Genomic DNA, 14,421 nt, shown 5'->3' on the forward strand with positions numbered 1-14,421 from the left:
ATAGCTTGTAACAGGATGGTCATGGCCGGCGACACGTCAAACCCGCTCGGAACCTATCTGCGGGACCGCAGGACCCGCCTCGATCCGATCGCCCTGGGGTTCGGCGGCGGACGGCGGCGGACGCCGGGCCTGCGCCGCGAAGAGGTGGCAAGTCGCGCCAATATCAGTCCCACCTGGTACACCTGGCTGGAACAAGGGCGCGGCGGCGCCCCGTCGGCCGACGTCCTCGACCGTATCGCCAAGGGCCTCCTGCTGACCGAGCCGGAACGCGAGCACCTCTACATGCTGGGCCTTGGCCGCCCGCCGGAGGCGCGCTATCACCCCGTCGACGGGATTTCCCCACGCTTGCAGCGGGTGCTCGACGGGATGGTGCTGAGCCCGGCCATCATCAAAACGGCCCTGTGGGATGTAGTTGGCTGGAACAGGGCGGCGACGCTGATGCTCACCGATTATGCCAAGCTGCCGCGCGAGGGCCGCAATATCCTGCGCCTGCTCTTCGGCAGTGACCAAGTCCGCGCTCGAAACGCCGATTGGGAAGGCGTTGCGCGTTTCGTCGTCGGTGCCTTTCGCGCCGACGTCGCGCGCGCGCGCGCCAGTGACAGCGCGGCGGTCGTCCAGTTGGTCACCGAACTGTCCCGCATCAGCCCTGAGTTCGAAGCGCTGTGGCAAGACAATGACGTGGTCGCGCACGGCGAGGGGGTAAAGCGGCTCCATCACCCTGATGCAGGCCTGCTCGCCATGGAGTTCTCGTCCTTCGCGATCGAAGGGCGGCCGGAACTCGGCATGATCGTCTATAACCCCGCCTCGGCTGCGGATGCGGAGCGGCTGCGCGTGCTGCTGGAGGCTCGCGAAAGCTGAGCGGCCAATTCGGACGTCGTGCGGGTCAATCGACCTACGCCAAGGCGTTCCCCAACGCCCCTCTGCAAACGATCCCAAGCCAAATCGCGCTGCGAAATCGACCGATACGGCTGGCGTTTCCCGCCACCTTCCGCGAGGCTGGCACGATGGATGGGGCGTTCGATACAGGGTTGGCTACGGCATCGCGGGCGCGCCCCTCGATCACGCGCACGCTGGGGCCAGTCGCGGTGCTGTTCCTGACGCTGTCGGCGGCGACGCCGGCATCGTCCGTCTTTGCGATCGTCCCCGGAGTTCTGCACGTCGCGGGGACCGGTGCGCTGCTTGCCATGCTGCTCGGCGCGCTGGTCTGCATCGGCACCGCGTTCATCTATGCCGAGCTGTCCTCGGCGTGGCCGGTCGCGGGCGGCGAATATGTGATGGTGGAGCGGACGATGGGTCCGCTCGCCGGATTCGTCGTGCTCGGGCTCAATGCGGTGAACAACGTCCTGTTCCTGCCGGTCGTCGCGCTGGGGGTCGCGGACGTGCTCGCGACCTTCTGGCCCGCGATTCCGGCGGTGCCGGTCGCGACCGCGGTGATCGTGCTGTCGACGCTGGTCAGCATTTTCGACATTCGCTTCAACGCGATCCTGACCGGGGCTTTCCTCGCGATCGAGCTGCTCGTGCTCGGCATCGTCGCGCTGCTTGGATTGCAGGCCCCGGTGCGCGGTGTCGCTGCGCTGCTCCTCCATCCCGTCGCCGCCGGCGGGCCGGTCACGCTCGCCCAGATCGGCGTGGCGACGACGATCGCGATCTTCGCGTTCAACGGCTATGGCCTCGCGGTCTATTTCGGCGAGGACCTGCACGATGCGCCACGCCGGATCGCCCGCGTGATCCTGCTGTCGTTCATCCTGATCTTCGCGGCGGAAGTCCTGCCGCTTGCCGCGATCCTGGTCGGCACGCACGATCTCCCGGCGGTGCTGACGGGGGCGGATCCGTTCGGCGCGTTCGCCCGGGCGCGCGGCGGCGCGGTGCTGGGCGACGCGATGGCCGCGGGGGTCGCGCTCGCGATGGTCAACGCCGCGATCGTCACCGTGCTCGCCTGTGCGCGCTTTTTCTTCTCGACCGGGCGGGACGGCTGCTGGGGGCGTCCGATCGACCGCCTGATGTGCGCGATCCATCCCCGCTACGGCAGCCCGTGGGCGGGGACGCTGTTGGTCGGCGCGATGGGCGTGGGCTTGTGTTTCGTGCCGCTCCCGCTGCTGCTCGTCTGCTCGGGCGGCGAACTGGTCGTCATCTACGCCGCGATAGCGCTCGCCGCGCTTGCCGGTCGCCACCGCGGGACCAGCGCGCATACGCTGTATCGCATGCCGGCCTTCCCGCTCATCCCGGTATTGACGCTGGTCGCGCTGGTCGGTGTCGCGATCGTCAATGCCGGCGATCCCGAGGCGGGGCGCCCCGGATTGCTGTCCACCGGGGCGGTGATGATACTGTCTGCCGCTTATTATTGGGTCGTGCTCCGGCGACGGCCGGGCGGGTGGACGGTCGTGGACCCGACGCCGGACGACCGCTGATCGGGATCGATCACGCCGCCGCGAGCCGGTCGAGCACCCGCGCCAGCGCTGCGTCGCGCCGGGCGACGAGGTCGGGCAGCGCGGTGCGCGCGAGATCGAAGCGAAGCTCGTGCATCGTCATTCCCGAACGATACCCCTCCGGCCACACCGCGGTCTGTTCGAAGCCGCAATGTTCGAAGAATGGCGCGACCAGCGGGGACGTGTCGACCGTCACGTAGCGCGTCGCGGGAACGGCGTGACGCGCGACATGGATCAGCCGCTCGAACAACAGCAACCGTCCCAGCCCGCAGCGATGATAGGCGCGCGCCGCCATTCCCCAATAGAGCAACGCCTTGTTGTAATGCTCCCAGATTTCGTAACCGCCAAAGGCCGCCACGGCACCATCGACGGTAACGACCAGCGCGGGGCCATCGGGATCGTCGAGCGTCTCCTCCAGCCAGCCGCGATCGCCGTCCCCGAAATATTCGGGCAGGTTGCTGTCGAACGTCGCCAGCACCGCGGCGCGATCCGTCTCGGCATAGTTGCGAACCATGACCCGGCTCATGCGTCATCCTCCCACAGGGCGACGGTGTCGATCGCTTTGCCGGTGTCGCGCGTCCAGCAGTGCGAGCGCCCTTCGCAGGTCGCGGTAGCGCGGACCGGATCGAGCAACTGCGTCTCGATCGTCTCCGGGGCGAGGCGGCGCGGTTCGCCGATCAGTTTCGCGTGCGCTTCCTTGATCGTCCAGCGGCGCAGCCATGCGCGCGGCTGCTCGGCGGAGTCGAGCGCCCGCAGCGCAGCCACCTCCGTCGCACTCAACATGTCCCACAGCGGCGCGGCACCATCGACCGTCTCCCGGTCGACCGCGATCGGCCGCGTCGCCGCGCCGACCAGCGACCATCCGCCGCGCCCGGCAAACCCGATATACCAGCCCGGCGGGCTGAGCACACGCGGTGCCCCGGCAGCGCTGCGCGCAAGCCGGACCGTGTCGGCAGGCACGTCCGCACAGTGCGCGAGCAGCGCGGATGCGTGCGCGTGGCGCGGGGTGCTCCGGTCATCGGCGACGCGCCAGACCACCGGTGTGCCTGCGTAACGCAGCGCAGACACCGCGCCGTCGTGCCACAGCGGTGTCATGCCCCGATCGCGATCCGCGCCGGGCTGCCCTCCCAATTGGTGCCGTCGGGCAGCGTTTCGCCCTTCATCACGACCGACAGGTCGCCCAGTTGCGCGTCGTTCCCGATCTCGGCATCGTACAGCACGATCGCGAGCGACCCGATCGTCGCGCGGTCGCCGATCCGGATCGCGCCGACCTTCATCACGCGATCCTCGAACAGATGCGTCTGCAGGCCGGCGAAATCGTTGAGCGCGACATCGTCGCCGATCGTCACCAGATCATGCTCGGTCAGGTCGGTCGTGTCGATGTAGCAGCGCTTGCCGATCTTCGCCCCCATCAGCCGCAGATAGACCGTGATCCACGGCGTGCCGCGCAATGGCTCGAGCAGGTTGGCAACCGCGAGATTCTCATAGGTCGCGGTGACCAGTTCGGTCCGCCACACGAAGGTGCTCCACAGCGGCGCAGTGGTCGCGCGGTAGCGCCCGGCGACGATCCATTTCAACGCCAGCACGAACCCCCCGCACGCCAGGCAGAAGCCGAGATAGAGGAACGGGAACGCCAGCCCGATGATCACCCCGCCGCGCTCCAGATCGTCGAGATCCCCGACGACCGAGAACAACAGGCTGAAAAAGACGAGAAAGACGGTCAGCGACAATGTCGTCCGCACCGCCTCGATCGTCAGGCGCGTCGCGATCAACCCGCGCGACGGGTTGAACCGTGCCCCCTCGTCGAACATCGTCGCGACCTGGCGAACGGGAAGCTTGATCGCCGGCGAACCGAACCAGGTGCTCCCGCTCTCCATCGCGTCGCCGGGGGTCTCGGGAGGTTTGGACAGCACCCCGATCAGCACCTCGTCACCAATCTGCGCACCGCTTGGCAACAGCGCCGAATTGCCGATGAAGCTGCGCCGGCCGATCCGCGTGTGCGCCAGCTCGATCGTGCCATGCCCGATCCGGGCCGCGCCGAAGATGACCGAGTCCGCGATGAAGCTCTCCGGCCCGATCTCGACCAGGTCGGGCACGATCGCGCTTGCGGTCGAGATTTCCGCGCGCCGCCCGACCTTGACCCCGAGCGCGCGATACCAGGGGATGACGTAGAGCGTCGCGAAGATCGGGTGGAGCAGCCGCAACGCGAGATCGTTGATCTGTTTGACCATCCAGAAGCGGACGTAGAAGCCGCTATCGAGCGCATAGCTCCCCGGCGCGACCTTGCCGAGGATCAGCCGCTTCGCCGCGACCGTCAGCACGCACATCATCACGATATAGGTCGTCGCGAGCAGCGGCGAGACGAGCACATAGGCATAGCCGGTCGTCGCCCAGTCGAGCTCCATCAGCGCGATCAGCCCCGGCGCGATCGGCAGGATCGCGATGATCGGCAACAGCAACGCGCCGACCAGCAGGCCGAACGTTGCGGCGGGTGCCTCGCGGCGGGTGCGTGCCGGGCGTGGCGGCACGTCGCCCGCAAACGTCGCGGGCGATCCGGTCCAGCGCTGGCGCGGCGGCACGATCGTCTCGGCGGGCACCGCCGACATGTCGTCGAGCATCGCGTCGTCGCCAAGCACCGCGTTGCGGCCGACCACCGCCTGCGATCCGACGAACGCGCCGGCACCGAGCGTGACGGTACCAAGCCGCAGCATGCCGCGCTCGACCGAGCTGGTCGCGATCACCGCCTGGTCGCTGACGATCGCATCGTCGCCCGCGGTGAACAGGTCGGCGGTGTCGATGACCCCGGTGCCGATATAGGCGCGCTTCCCGATCTTCGCGCCGAGCATGCGGTAATAGCCGCGGATCATCGGCGTTCCCGCGAGATACGGGGTCGCGGTAACCCCGATGATCCGCCGCACCAGCCACCAGCGGAAATAATAGCTGCCCCACAGCGGATAATCCCCCGCCTTGAACCGCCCGACGATCACCCATTTGGCGACGATCGAGACCATCATCGAGGCGATCGGCACGATCGTGAAGAACAACGCGCTCAACACGAGCGCGCTGATCCGGTCCATCCGTCCGGCAAAGTGGGTGTAGGCGATATAAGGCGAAAACCATTGCAGCCCGGCGAGCGCATAGATCGGCAGCAACGCCGCCGTCTGCGCGACGACGCACAGGCGTCGTTTCCAGTCCGCGATCCGCACGAACGTCCCGGCGTGCTCGACCACGACCGGTGCGGTGCCGCTGATCCGTGCCGCCAGCGCACGGATCGTCGGGGCGGCATAGACGTCCTCGAGCGACAGCCCCTCCAGGCCGGGGACCTTGCGCGCGGCGGAGACGAGCCGCGCCGCCTTCAGCGAATGCCCGCCGAGATCCTCGAACAGATCGTCCAGCACCGAAACCGGCTGCGGCGCGAACGCCTCGGCCCATACGCGGTGCAATTGCGCCTCGAGCGGGGTGGCCGCAGCCGCGATCGCGCGATCGGCGTCGACCGTACCTTCGGGCCGGACCAGCGCCTTGCGATCGACCTTCCCCGAGGCGGGAAGCGTCGGAAATGCCGCGAGCATCTGATAGGCCGCGGGCCGCATGTAATTGGGCAGCCGTTCCGCGACGCGGGTCTTGAGATCGGCGACATCGACCGTCTCTCCCGAGCGTGCGACGATGAACGCCGCGAGGAATTCCGCACCGTCGGCGTCCGAGAAAAGCTGGAGACCACCTGTGCGACGCCGGACGCCTCGCCGATCACCGCCTCGATCTCGGCAAGTTCGACCCGGAACCCACGGATCTTCACCTGCGTGTCGATCCGCCCGACGAAATCGATGTCACCCGCCGCGTCGAGCCGCACCAGATCGCCCGAGCGATACACCCGCTCGGGCCCGCCCGAAACCGTGTCGAACGGCGTCATGGTGAACTTCTCGGCGGTCAGGTCGGGCCGGTTGACGTAGCCGGCCCCGACCCCGGGGCCGCCGATGATCAGTTCGCCCTCCTGCCCCGCCGACACCGGGTGCAGCGTCTCGTCGACGATCCAAGCGGTATAGCCAGGAAGCGGCTTGCCGATCGTGATGCGCTGGCCGGGCTGCACTTCGGTCCAGGTCGCGGTGACCGACGTTTCGGTCGGGCCATAGGTGTTGAGCAACCGCAGCCCCGGCCGCGCCAGCCGCCGCGGCAGATCGGCCGGGCACGCCTCGCCGCCCATGTTGATCAGCCGCAGCGTCGGCACGGGATGCTCGACCAGCGCGATCAGCGACGGCACGACATGCCAGATCGTCGCCTCCGCCTCGGCCAGCGCGACCGCGACGTCGGGCCCGCTCGTCGCCAGCGCCTCGGTCGCGACGAGCAATCGCGCACCGACGAAGAACGCGCTCCACATCGTCTCGACCGACATATCGAACGCGAGGCTGAAGCCACCGAACACGACGTCGCTCGGGTCGAGCGCGAGGATCGCGCTTTCCGATCGGACGAGATGGCACGCGTTGGCGTGGGTGATCATCACCCCCTTGGGGCGGCCGGTCGTTCCCGAGGTGTAGATGATATAGGCGAGATCGTCGGGCAACGCGGCGGTCTCCTGCCGCCCGAGCGGTGCCGCCGGTTCGGCCGCGACGTCGCCCAGTTCGGCATCGAGCGCCAGCGTCGCGCCGGTGATCGTCGCCGCGCGGCTGGCAACCGTTACCGTAAGGGCGGCACCGCTGTCCGCGATGATGAAGTCGATACGGTCCTGCGGATAGCTCCAGTCGACCGGGACATAGGCGGCCCCGGCGCGCAGCACGCCCAGAATCGCCATATATTGATCGAGCCCGCGCGGCAGGCACAGCACCACCCGATCCCCGCGCCCGATCCCGAGTGCGCGCAACCGATGCGCGAGCGCGAGGCTGCGCCGCTGCAACGTCTCGTAGCTCCACGTCGTGCTGCGACCGTATTCCTCGCTCGCGCCGATCAACTGCAACGCGGTTGCACTCGCATTCTGCCGGCACTGCGCATCGAACAGTTCCTGCAGCAGTTCGTCGCGCGCATAGGGTTCGTCGGGCCGAAGCGCCGGGGCCGGCATGATCGACGCCTCGATCACGGCGTCGCTGCTCTGGGGATCCAGCGTCGCCACGTCATCTGCCTGGTTTGGAATAGTTCGATCCCTGAATAACTGCCGTATCCCCATGATTTGCACCCGGTCATGCCCGAGGACAAGGGCATCGCCGGTTTGCGCTGCCCGGCACGAGGCGGTCCGGTCCCGATCGTCGGGTGCGCGCGGGACCGGGTGTTCCGCCTCGTCGCCCCTTCGTCGAGCGCCTGCAAGCTCGTGACGGGGCGCTGATGGCGGTGGCGGTCGAGCCCGCCGTCGATCGGACGACAGTTCCGCGCACGTGGGGCCAACGGTGCAGGCTGCTGCGCGATGCTACACCGGTCCGCTCCCTTGCATCTCGGCGACGATCGGCCGCAGCGCGCGCATCAGCGCGCTGCGGCGGCGTTCGCTCTGGCAGACGAGGTAGCTGCGCAGCGGATAGGAACGCTCCCCGGTATCGAGCGGCCGATAGGCGATCCGCGCGTCGGGCGGGCATTCGGATTCGAAGAACGCGCTGATCCCGAGGCCGAGCGCCAGCCCCTCGCGGATCGTTTCGCGCGTCTGGAGCTCGATCGTCGCGTGCGGGGTGATCCCGGCGTCGCCCAGCGCGCGCTCGATGAACGCACGGGTCTTGGACGAGGATTCGCGCAGCAACAGCGTTTCGCCGGCGAAGGCCGCGATCGGCACGCTGGCCTGCGCCGCCAGCGGATGATCGCATGGCAAGGCGCAGGCGAGCGCCTCGCTCGTGAGCGGCTCGTAGCTGAAATGGGCGTCGCCCGGCGGGTCGCTCGCCAACGCGGCATCGACATGCGCGTCGCCGAGCCACTGCATCACCTCGCGCGCGTTCCCCATGCGCACCTGCACCCTCGTTAGGGGATGGTCGCGCCGGAGCAGCCCGACCATCCGGGCGATGTAATGGGGATTGTCCGACCCCAGGCGGATCATCCCCCCCGTCATTTCCGCGGTTTCGCCGAGGATTTCGTCGATGTCGGCGGCGGTCGCGAACAGTTTCTGCGTCAGCACGAGCAGGTCGCGCCCCGCGGCCGTAAGACTGAGCGGGACCTTGCGGCTTTCGAACAGCATCACGCCGTATCGCGCTTCCAATGCCTTCAACTGCTGCGACAGCGTCGGTTGCGAGACGTTGAGGCGGCGGGCCGCGCGCGACACGCCCCCTTCCAGCGCGATCGCGTGGAACGCGCGCAAATGTTGGTGATTGACGGCCATCCGCTGCAGGAAATAGCGGGATATCGTGACGCTTGCGTGACGGTTTCATGGCGTCTCGATAGGTCTTGCCTATCTCGCGTGAGACGCGCCGACGCGTTTGCGCCGCGACACGAAGGCGCAACCGCGGACAATCGATCAGAACGATAGATTTTATCTATGGGCGGCATTCAGCCAAAGCCTTGGCCTCGCCTCGCGCGCGCGGCCAAGTGCGCCCCGCAAGGGAGTCCCGCGTGTCACACGAATCGTTCGATCTCGCCATCGTCGGCGCCGGTATCGTCGGGCTGGCGCACGCGCTCGCCGCCGTGCGGCGCGGGATGAAAGTCGCAGTGATCGACCGCGACGCGCAGGCCAATGGGGCATCGATCCGCAATTTCGGGTTCATCACCGTGACCGGCCAGGAACAGGGTACGGTCTGGCGCCGCGCGCGGCGATCGCGCGACGTGTGGGTCGAGGTCGCCGCGTCTGCGGGGATCGCGATCGAGCAACGCGGGCTGCTGCTGGTCGCGCAGCGGGCCGAAGCGCGCGCGGTGTGCGCGGCGTTTCTGGAAACCGACATGGCCGAGGGGTGCCGCTGGCTCGACCATGACGCGGCGCGTGCCCGGCTTGGCGGGGTCCGGCCCGCGCGGCTCGAAGGCGTCCTCGAAAGTGATGTCGAGGTCCGCGTCGAATCGCGCAGCGCCATTCCGGCGCTCGCGGCATGGCTCGAGGCCGCGCATGGCGTGACCTTCCGGCGCGGCGTCGCGGTCCACGGGGTCGAGACCGGCTGCCTCGCCACATCGGCGGGCGACGTCCACGCAAGCGCGATCGTGGTGTGCCCGGGCGACGATCTCGCCACGCTGTTCCCGGAGGCCCTTGCTGGCGTGACTCGTTCCAAGCTGCAGATGCTGCGGCTCGCCGCACCCGGTTTCCGCCTCCCCGCGACGATCATGTCCGACCTCGGGCTGACCCGCTACCTCGGCTATGCCGCGCTGCCCGAGGCGCAGGCGCTCCACGCCCGCCTCGCGACCGAGCAACCCGCGCAGCTCGCCAACGGCGTCCACCTGATCGTCGCGCAAGGGGCCGATGGCACCCTGATCGTCGGCGACAGCCACCATTATGGCAAGACCCCGGACCCGTTTTCGAGCGAGGCGGTCGACCAGCTGATCCTCGACGAATTCCGCGCGGTGTTCGGCGCGGTCCCGCCGGTGCTCGAAGGCTGGACCGGAACCTACGCTTCCGGCGCCACGCACAGCCTCGTTACGACCCCGGCCGAGCGGGTCCGCCTCGTCGTCGTCACCAGCGGCACGGGGGCCTCGACCAGCTTCGGGCTTGCCGAAGACGTGATCGCCGATCTTACCGCGCAGAAAGACCCAGAATGAGCTTCGCCGTCAAAGCCGTGGTGTTCGATTGGGCGGGCACGATGATCGACCACGGCTGCTGCGCGCCCGTCGTCGCGTTGCAGCGCGTCTTCGCCGAGGCTGGCGTCGCCGTTTCCGAAGCGGAAGCGCGCGCCGACATGGGCCGCGCCAAGCGGGATCACATCCGCGCGATCCTGGCCGCGCCGCGCGTCGCCACGGCGTGGGTGGCGGCGACCGGGAGCACTGCGAGCGAGGACGACGTCACCCGCCTGCACGATGCGGTCGAGCCGCTGATGCGCAGCGCCGCGCGCGATTGCGCGGCACTCATCCCGGGCGCAGCCGATCTCGCCGCGACCTTGCGCGCGCACGGTGTGCGGATCGGCTCGTGCACCGGCTACACCCGGCCGATGATGGCGGACATCCTGCCGCGCGCCGCGGAACAGGGCTATGCTCCCGACGCGGTCATCTGCTCGGGCGAGACTCCGGAAGGCCGCCCCTCCCCGCTGATGCTGTGGAAGGCGCTGGTCGAACTGGGCGTCTGGCCCGCCTGGGCGTGCGTCAAGGTCGACGATGCCAGCGTCGGGATCGGCGAGGGCAAGGCGGCGGGGGCGTGGACCGTCGGCGTCGCTGCCTCGGGCAACGGCGTCGGTCTCAACCATGCGGCGCTCCAGGCGCTTCCTGTCGACGAGCGGACCCGCCGCGTCGCCGCCGCCGCCGCCGACCTCCACGCTGCCGGGGCCGACTATGTGGTCGACAGCGTCGCCGACCTGTGGCCGGTGCTCGAAACGATCGCCGCGCGGATCGCCGCGGGCGAACGGCCCGCCGCATGAGCGCGCGCGAAAGCTTCGTCACGCGCTGGTTGCGCACCGCACCGCCCGCGCTGTTCGCGCTCTACGGCGGCGGTGCCGCGTTCGCCGCCTATTTTGCGATGTACGCGTTCCGCAAACCCTTCACCGCCGCCAGCTACGTCCACATCCCCGGCTGGCCGTTCGCGATCGATTTCAAGGTCGTGATCGTGATCGCGCAGGTCGCGGGCTATGCGCTGTCGAAGATTCTCGGGATCAAGGTCGTCTCCGAAATGCCCCCCGCCAAGCGGGGCGTGGCGATCCTGCTGCTGATCGGCCTGTCCGAAGTGGCGCTCGTCGGCTTTGCGATCCTCCCGCCGGTCGCGGCGGTCGCCGGGCTGTTCCTCAACGGGCTTGCGCTCGGGATGATCTGGGGGCTGGTGTTCGGGTTTCTCGAAGGGCGGCGGCTGACCGAGGTACTCGGCGCGATGCTGTGCGCGACCTTCATCCTCGCCTCGGGCGTGGTCAAGTCGGTCGGCGAGACCGTGCTGCAAAACGCCTGGGCGAGCGAGCGCTGGATGCCCGCGACGACCGGCCTGCTGTTCACGCCGATGCTGCTCCTCGCGGTGTGGGCGCTGGTCCAGCTCCCCCCGCCGGATGCCGCCGACGAGGCCGAACGCCGCCCGCGCACCCCGATGAACGCGTCGCAGCGCGCCGCGCTGTTCCGTGCGCACGCGCCCGCGCTGATCGCGCTGATCGGCGTCTATGTCCTGCTCACCGCACTGCGCGATTTCCGCGACAATTTCGCTGCCGAGATCTGGCGCGAGCTTGGCTTCGGCGGGGCAGCGAGCATCTTCACCTGGTCCGAAGTGCCCGTCGCGATCATCGTGCTCGGCGCGCTCGGCCTGCTGATGCGGGTGCGCGACAATGCCGATGCGGTGCTCTGGAACCTGCGGCTGATCGCGCTCGGCCTGGCGACGCTCGGCGTGGCGACCGCGGCGTTCCAGCTCGGCTGGCTTGGCCCGGTGTGGTGGATGATCGCGGTGGGGGCGGGGCTGTATCTGGCCTATACGCCGTTCAACGCGCTGCTGTTCGACCGGCTGATGGCGGCGACCGCCTTTGCGGGCAATGCCGGTTTCCTGATCTATCTCGCGGATGCCAGCGGCTATTGCGGCAGCGTCGCGCTGCTGCTGTTGCGCAGCTTCGGGCATGTCACGCTGAACTGGAGCAGCTTCCTCGCCGAGATATGCTACGCCGCCTGCGCGATCGGGCTGGTCGCGACGGCATGGGCGATAAGGCGTTTCCGCGCTGCCTTGCGCACCGAGACTGGGCCGACGGAGTGGGCCCGCCTGCCCGCGACGACATGAGGAACCCGACGATGTCCACGCCAGCTTATGATCGCCGCGCCGTTCTCCGCGCGATGCTCGCCTCGGGCGGGGCGGCTGCGGCGTTCATGCCGGCGATCGCGCGCGCGCTCGACATCCCCGCCGACCGCCGCAGCGGGACGATCATGGATGTCGACCACGTCGTGATCCTGACTCAGGAAAACCGCGCGTTCGACCATTATTTCGGCACGTTGAACGGCGTTCGCGGGTTCGGCGACCGCTTCGCGATCCCCGCCCCCAACCTTGGCGACCGGGTGAACCGCACCGTCTTCGTCCAGCCCAACGAACATGCCGGCGCGCCAGCGCTGATCGCGCCGTTCCACTTCGACACGCATGAAGATTTCGCGCTGGTCCGCCACGACGGCACCCCGCACACCTTCCCCGACAGCCAGGCGGCGTGGGACAATGGCCGGATGAGCGCGTGGACCAAGGCCAAGCACAACCACGCGATGGGCCATTTCACCCGCGCCGACATGCCGTTCCAATATGCGCTCGCCGAGGCATTCACGCTGTGCGACGCCTATCATGCCGCGACGCACATGGGGACCAACCCCAACCGCCTGTTCCTGTGGACCGGGACCAACGATCCCGCAGGCAAGGGGCACGGCCCCGCGATCGACAATGGCTATGATTCCTTCGCCGATCCGCGTGGCCATGGCGGCTACACCTGGACGACCTATCCCGAGCGGCTGCTCGCCGCGGGCGTCGGCTTCCAGATCTATCAAGACATGGCGGACAATTTCACCGACAACCCGCTCGCCGGCTTCCGCCGGTATCGCGACGCGCGGACCGCGACGACCGGCACCGAAGCCGAGCTGATCCGCCGCACGTTGACGACGCGCGACCTCGATCTGCTCAAGGCCGATGTCGTCGCCGGCACCTTGCCCGCAGTATCGTGGATCATCGCCCCCGCCGCTTTCTCCGAGCATCCCAACCCGTCGTCGCCCCTGCAAGGCGCCGATTATACCGCGCGCGTGCTCGACGCGCTGACTGCCAACCCCAAGGTGTGGGCGCGCACCGTGTTCATCCTCAATTTCGACGAGAATGACGGGCTGTTCGACCATGTCCCCCCGCCAGCCCCGCCGGCGCGCGACCCGGCCGATCCTACGCGGCTGCTGGGGGGATCGACGATCCCGACCGATGACGACTATCATGTCCGCGCGCAGGGCACCGCCGATGCTGCCTATCTGCACCGCTCCTATGGTCTTGGGATGCGCGTGCCCTTGTATGCGATCTCGCCATGGAGCCGGGGCGGCTATGTCGCCTCTGAGGTGTTCGATCACACCAGCGTGATCCGCTTCCTCGAGACCCGCTTCGGGGTGCGCGAACCCAATATCAGCGCGTGGCGCCGCGCGGTGTGCGGCGATCTGACGAGCTGCTTCGATTTCAGCACGCCCAATGCCGAGCCGTTCGTCGGCAAGCTGCCCACGACTGCCGCCCTCTCCGATCGCGCCGCCGTGCTGCCGCTAGCCCAGCCCTATCCGCCCGAAACACTCACCGCGCCGCGCCAGGAATCCGGGCTGCGTCGCCGCCGGACCACGCCCTATGTGGTCGATGCCGTGCTCGAACCGCACGGTGCGGGTCACGCGCTGCGGCTCACCAATCTCGGGGCGAAGCAGGCGGCGGTGTTCCAGCTATACGATGCGCTGGAGTTGGAGGCGGCCCCCCGGCGCTACACCGTCGGCGCGGGTCAGTCGCTCGTCGCCGAGATCGCACCCGATGCCGCCGGGTTGCACGACGTGATCGTCCTCGGCCCCAACGGCTTCCACCGGCGCTTCACCGCGCGTGCGCCGCGGGTCAGCCCCGTTGTCGATCCGTCGGGAAAGCTGCGCCTGCGCAGCCTCGCCGCGACGCCGACGACGCTGACGATCTCCGACATGGCCTATGGCACCGCGCCACGCCGCGTCACGCTGGCGCCGGGCGAGACATCGTCCTTGGGTATCGATCTCGCACATAGCCATGGCTGGTACGACCTGAGCGTGCGCACCGACGGGCAGGTGGTGCGGCTCGCGGGCCATGTCGAGAACGGCCGCGACAGCTATTCCGACCCGGCGGCGCACGGCTTGGCGACGCTCTCGTTCGAAACCGCCCAGAGCCTGCTCAACCGCTAGCGCGGCGTGATTACTGCTGGAACCCCTCACTCGTTCGCTGGAAGCGTCCGGATCCAGCCGAGGTCGACAAGGTCCGGGCGTGCAGACTGCGGCATGC

General features: G+C 68.7%; 11 protein-coding genes. 6 read left to right on the forward strand and 5 right to left on the reverse strand.

Annotated elements, in window-relative coordinates; all coding sequences use genetic code 11:
- The first annotated feature begins 15 nt into the window (after positions 1-15).
- Together RI03_RS14715 and RI03_RS14720 are read left to right on the forward strand one after the other, a co-directional pair.
- Complete coding sequence (locus RI03_RS14715; RefSeq protein WP_010218204.1) at positions 16-858, forward strand: MmyB family transcriptional regulator; 843 nt, start codon at positions 16-18, stop codon at positions 856-858.
- 170 nt (positions 859-1,028) lie between these two features.
- Positions 1,029-2,408 (forward strand): APC family permease, encoded by a 1,380-nt coding sequence (locus tag RI03_RS14720; protein ID WP_010218205.1) that lies wholly within the window; start codon positions 1,029-1,031, stop codon positions 2,406-2,408.
- Between the two features lie 10 nt (positions 2,409-2,418).
- On the opposite strand, the gene RI03_RS14725 is transcribed toward RI03_RS14720, so the two are convergent.
- The 5 genes from RI03_RS14725 to RI03_RS14740 form a co-directional block, all read right to left on the reverse strand.
- Positions 2,419-2,952 carry a GNAT family N-acetyltransferase gene (locus tag RI03_RS14725; protein ID WP_037515381.1) on the reverse strand — a complete coding sequence of 178 codons (534 nt, stop codon included), beginning with the start codon at positions 2,950-2,952 and terminating at the stop codon, positions 2,419-2,421.
- Entirely contained in the window at positions 2,949-3,521 is a 573-nt protein-coding gene (locus RI03_RS14730; RefSeq protein ID WP_010218207.1) for a 4'-phosphopantetheinyl transferase family protein, read from the reverse strand. The genes RI03_RS14725 and RI03_RS14730 overlap by 4 nt, the downstream gene beginning before the upstream one ends.
- Complete coding sequence (locus RI03_RS24695; RefSeq protein WP_238542394.1) at positions 3,518-5,824, reverse strand: Pls/PosA family non-ribosomal peptide synthetase; 2,307 nt, start codon at positions 5,822-5,824, stop codon at positions 3,518-3,520. The genes RI03_RS14730 and RI03_RS24695 overlap by 4 nt, the downstream gene beginning before the upstream one ends.
- Positions 5,782-7,524 carry an amino acid adenylation domain-containing protein gene (locus RI03_RS24700; protein ID WP_238542384.1) on the reverse strand — a complete coding sequence of 581 codons (1,743 nt, stop codon included), beginning with the start codon at positions 7,522-7,524 and terminating at the stop codon, positions 5,782-5,784. The genes RI03_RS24695 and RI03_RS24700 overlap by 43 nt, the downstream gene beginning before the upstream one ends.
- A 291-nt stretch (positions 7,525-7,815) precedes the next feature.
- Positions 7,816-8,706, reverse strand: coding sequence for a LysR substrate-binding domain-containing protein (locus tag RI03_RS14740; RefSeq protein ID WP_010218208.1), 891 nt, complete (start codon positions 8,704-8,706; stop codon positions 7,816-7,818).
- Between the two features lie 230 nt (positions 8,707-8,936).
- Here RI03_RS14740 and RI03_RS14745 point away from each other — a divergent pair, with 230 nt between their 5' ends.
- From RI03_RS14745 to RI03_RS14760, 4 genes are read left to right on the forward strand one after another with little or no spacing between them, the layout of a single operon-like run.
- Complete coding sequence (locus tag RI03_RS14745) at positions 8,937-10,064, forward strand: TIGR03364 family FAD-dependent oxidoreductase (protein ID WP_010218209.1); 1,128 nt, start codon at positions 8,937-8,939, stop codon at positions 10,062-10,064.
- The gene (phnX, locus tag RI03_RS14750; RefSeq protein WP_010218211.1) at positions 10,061-10,873 is read left to right on the forward strand and encodes a phosphonoacetaldehyde hydrolase; all 813 of its coding nucleotides are present in this window, start codon (positions 10,061-10,063) and stop codon (positions 10,871-10,873) included. The genes RI03_RS14745 and phnX overlap by 4 nt, the downstream gene beginning before the upstream one ends.
- Positions 10,870-12,195, forward strand: coding sequence for a DUF5690 family protein (locus RI03_RS14755; protein ID WP_010218212.1), 1,326 nt, complete (start codon positions 10,870-10,872; stop codon positions 12,193-12,195). The genes phnX and RI03_RS14755 overlap by 4 nt, the downstream gene beginning before the upstream one ends.
- Before the next feature lie 11 nt (positions 12,196-12,206).
- Positions 12,207-14,324, forward strand: coding sequence for a phosphocholine-specific phospholipase C (locus tag RI03_RS14760; RefSeq protein ID WP_238542385.1), 2,118 nt, complete (start codon positions 12,207-12,209; stop codon positions 14,322-14,324).
- Positions 14,325-14,421: the final 97 nt, after the last annotated feature.

Source organism: Sphingomonas sp. PAMC 26621, assembly GCF_000251145.1.
GTDB lineage: Bacteria > Pseudomonadota > Alphaproteobacteria > Sphingomonadales > Sphingomonadaceae > Sphingomonas.

What these genes read in the sequence shown, in the direction of transcription:
- RI03_RS14760 (WP_238542385.1), top strand. Translation starts at nt 12,207, where the DNA reads ATGTCCACGCCAGCTTATGATCGCCGCGCCGTTCTCCGCGCGATGCTC.
- RI03_RS14755 (WP_010218212.1), top strand. Translation starts at nt 10,870, where the DNA reads ATGAGCGCGCGCGAAAGCTTCGTCACGCGCTGGTTGCGCACCGCACCG.
- RI03_RS14715 (WP_010218204.1), top strand. Translation starts at nt 16, where the DNA reads ATGGTCATGGCCGGCGACACGTCAAACCCGCTCGGAACCTATCTGCGG.
- RI03_RS14725 (WP_037515381.1), bottom strand. Translation starts at nt 2,952, where the DNA reads ATGAGCCGGGTCATGGTTCGCAACTATGCCGAGACGGATCGCGCCGCG.
- phnX (WP_010218211.1), top strand. Translation starts at nt 10,061, where the DNA reads ATGAGCTTCGCCGTCAAAGCCGTGGTGTTCGATTGGGCGGGCACGATG.
- RI03_RS14730 (WP_010218207.1), bottom strand. Translation starts at nt 3,521, where the DNA reads ATGACACCGCTGTGGCACGACGGCGCGGTGTCTGCGCTGCGTTACGCA.
- RI03_RS14740 (WP_010218208.1), bottom strand. Translation starts at nt 8,706, where the DNA reads ATGGCCGTCAATCACCAACATTTGCGCGCGTTCCACGCGATCGCGCTG.